Source organism: Helicobacter pylori (genome assembly GCF_014496485.1).
GTDB lineage: Bacteria > Campylobacterota > Campylobacteria > Campylobacterales > Helicobacteraceae > Helicobacter > Helicobacter pylori_DD.
Map to the genome: position 1 here is coordinate 1 of NZ_JACTAX010000021.1, position 3,864 is coordinate 3,864.

The window sequence follows — 3,864 nt, forward strand, 5'->3', positions numbered from 1 at the left end:
AACCCCCAAACAAACAAAACAATGAGTCAATAATGAAATCAGATAAAAAGCAAGACTAAAAAACATTTCCCTATCCCTGCACCGACCTACATTCCCACTCTTGAAAAGAGCAGTATTATCAGCGATGAAGAGCTTGACTTCCAGGTTCGGAATGGTTAACTGGGTAGTTCCTCTTCTCTAAAGGCACAAGGAAAAGGGAGCTAAAGATAAATCGCATTTACCCTTAACTCCCCTTTCTCTTCAATAGGGAGCTGTTTTTCAACAAAGAAGATCGTTAATAGCCTTTAACTTTAAATCATTGAGATGGTATCTCATTCCTCATTAAAGTTTATTATTATATAAAAGTCTTTATAAAACTCCAACTCTCTTACACTCAGTAAGGCAGTGGTAACTTATCCATGCTTATTGCCGTTATCTTATCAAAAAGCAAAAAACAAGCCAAACGCTCTATTAGTAGTAGTCAGCTAAATGCATTACTGCACTCACACATCTACCCTATCAAGCACATAGTCTTTGTGCGAGCTTCAGGGAAAGTTCATCTTGGAGTTGGCTTCCTGCTTAGATGCTTTCAGCAGTTATCACATCCGTGTGTAGCTACCCAGCGATGCTCTTGGCAGAACAACTGGTGCACCAGTGACACGTCCATCCCGGTCCTCTCGTACTAGGGACAGCTCTCCTCAACTTTCCTACGCCCACGGCAGATAGGGACCGAACTGTCTCACGACGTTCTGAACCCAGCTCGCGTACCGCTTTAAATGGCGAACAGCCATACCCTTGGGACCTGCTCCAGCCCCAGGATGCGATGAGCCGACATCGAGGTGCCAAACCTCCCCGTCGATGTGAGCTCTTGGGGGAGATCAGCCTGTTATCCCCGGGGTACCTTTTATCCTTTGAGCGATGGCCCTTCCACACAGAACCACCGGATCACTATGACCGACTTTCGTCTCTGCTTGACTTGTATGTCTTACAGTCAGGCTGGCTTGTGCCATTACACTCAACTTGCGATTTCCAACCGCAATGAGCCAACCTTTGCAAGCCTCCGTTACTTTTTAGGAGGCGACCGCCCCAGTCAAACTACCCACCAAGCATTGTCCTGCCTGTGGATAACACAGGCCAGTTAGCTAACAGAAACATCAAGGGTGGTATCTCAAGGATGGCTCCATAAGAGCCAAAGCCCTTACTTCAAAGCCTCCCACCTATCCTGCGCATGATATTCCCATTAGCAGTGCTAAGTTGTAGTAAAGGTCCACGGGGTCTTTCCGTCTTGCCGCGGGTAGGAGGAATTTTCACCTCCACTACAATTTCACTGAATCTCTGGTTGAGACAGCTCCCATCTCGTTACGCCATTCATGCAGGTCGGTATTTAACCGACAAGGAATTTCGCTACCTTAGGACCGTTATAGTTACGGCCGCCGTTTACTCGGGCTTCAATTCAACGCTTCATCTTGCGACTGACGCATCCTCTTAACCTTCGAGCACCGGGCAGGCGTCACACCTTATACTTCCTCTTACGAGTTGGCAAAGTGCTGTGTTTTTGGTAAACAGTCGGGAGGGACTCTTTGCTGAGACCACATCGCTGTGGCACACCTTATCGCGAACTTACGGTGCTAGTTTGCAGAGTTCCTTAACCAGAGTTCTTTCACGCGCCTTAGAATACTCATCTCATCTACCTGTGTCGGTTTGCGGTACGGACGACTATGGATATGCTTAGAGGCTTTTCTTGGCACGACGGTATCAGCGATTCTCCCTTTGTCCTAAAAGGACTCAAAGAGCCTGTTTGGGTTTCAAATACAGAGGTGGATTTGCCTTCCCTCCAATCTACGCCCTTAGACTAGCACTTCCATCAGCTAGCTCGCTTAACCCTATGCGTCCCCCCATCACGCTCCATAGTCGGTATTGGAATATTAACCAATTTGCCATCACCTACCCCTTTCGGACTCGGCTTAGGACCCGACTAACCCTACGATGACGACCATCGCGTAGGAAACCTTAGATTTACGGCGGATACAATTCTCATATATCTTATCGTTACTCATTCCTGCATGCTCACTTCATACCGCTCCAGCACTCCTTACCGGTATACCTTCAACGCTGGTATGAACGCTCTTCTACCACTGTGTTTAACACAATCTACAAATTCGGTGTCTATCTTAGCCCCGTTATATTTTCAGCGCATGACCACTAGACCAGTGAGCTGTTACGCTTTCTTTAAAGGATGGCTGCTTCTAAGCCAACCTCCTGGTTGTTTGAGTAGCCACACATCTTTTTCCACTCAGAATAGAACTTAGGGACCTTATTTGGTAGTCTGGGTTGTTCCCCTTTTGACGATTGATTTTATCACCCACCGCCTGACTCCCAAGATACGATAAAAGGTATTCGAAGTTTGATAGGGTTTGGTACCGCGGCGAGCAGCCCTAGCCCAATCAGGGCTCTACCCCCTTTTATTATCACTTGAGGCTATACCTAAATATATTTCGAAGAGAACCAGCTATCACTAAGTTTGTTTGGCCTTTCACCCCTATCCACAGCTCATCCCAACCCGTTTCAATGGGTACGAGTTCAGTCCTCCACGCGCTATTACACGCGTTTCAACTTGGCCATGGATAGATCACTTAGCTTCGGGTCTGCAGCATCTGACTTTGTTCGCCCTATTAAGACTCGCTTTCGCTACGGCTTCGCATTCGCTTAACCTTGCCAGATACCACAACTCGCAGGATCATTATGCAAAAGGCAGTCCATCACCCTGATAAATCATAGGGCTCTGAATGATTGTAAGCAGATGGTTTCAGGTTCTATTTCACTCCGCTCACTGCGGTTCTTTTCACCTTTCCCTCACGGTACTTGTTCGCTATCGCTCAAAGAGTAGTATTTAGGGTTGGAGAGTGGTCTCCCCGGCTTCAACCTGGATTTCTCGTGTCCTGGCCTACTCTGGATACTGCTACCTAAGAACGCCTTGTCGCATACAAGGCTATCACTTTCTATGGCTTACCTTTCCAGGTAACTCTGCTAAAGCGTTCTCTTGGATGTTGCAGTCCTCAACCCCGAATGCAAGCACTCGGTTTGCCCTTTTCCCCGTTCGCTCGCCACTACTTAGGGAATCTCGTTGATTTCTTTTCCTCTAGTTACTGAGATGTTTCACTTCACTAGGTTCGCTCTCTATATTAGAGTAACTAATATCTCTATTAGTTGGGTTGCCCCATTCGGACATCTACGCATCAAAGCTCCTTGACAGCTCCGCATAGCTTATCGCAGTCTAGTACGTCCTTCATCGCCTCTCTTTGGCAAGGCATCCGCCATCTGCTCTTAAAAGCTTGTTTTAAATTTTAAAATATCCTTTAAAACCCGCCCTTTTATAATGAATAACGACAATTGCACGAATATTCTTCAGCGCTACCACTGCCTTAATGAATATAAGACAGAGTTATTGTAGTTTTACTTTACTTTTACATAGGCTATTAACAACGTTAAATCAAATAACTTCGTTTTTCTTTAAAAACTTGCTATAATCGCTCTTGAATGTTAAACCCTTAAAGAAGACTAAAAATGCTTGATCCCTAATCTTTTTTAACCGCCAAGTTTTATCAGCTGGTGGGCTTTATATTAAAGCTTTTAGCTTGTAGAACTTGCTTGAGTGGTTTCAAATTAAAGAACTTTTTAAAGCTTGTCTTTAAAAACGAAATGTAATTATAGACATGCAATGCTTAAAGTTTGCTTAAAGTTTTGAGAGTTTGAAAGAAAATTTAGAGTTTGAAAGAAAATTTAGAGTTTGAAAGGAATGGATAAGAGTTATTGGAAATGATGGGGGAGCGATTGGAATTAAGGGGGTAGAGAATAAAGCTTTAAGATTAAGCACATCATTAAATT

The 3,864-nt window shown here is 44.7% G+C and carries 2 rRNA genes; both read right to left on the bottom strand.

The annotated features are described in order from the left end of the window. Window positions 1-73 precede the first annotated feature (73 nt). A 5S ribosomal RNA gene (gene rrf, locus IC572_RS07580) occupies window positions 74-191 on the bottom strand. A gap of 238 nt (window positions 192-429) precedes the next feature. Beyond that, window positions 430-3,317: ribosomal RNA gene (locus IC572_RS07585) — 23S ribosomal RNA — on the bottom strand. Between the last annotated feature and the right edge of the window lie 547 nt (window positions 3,318-3,864).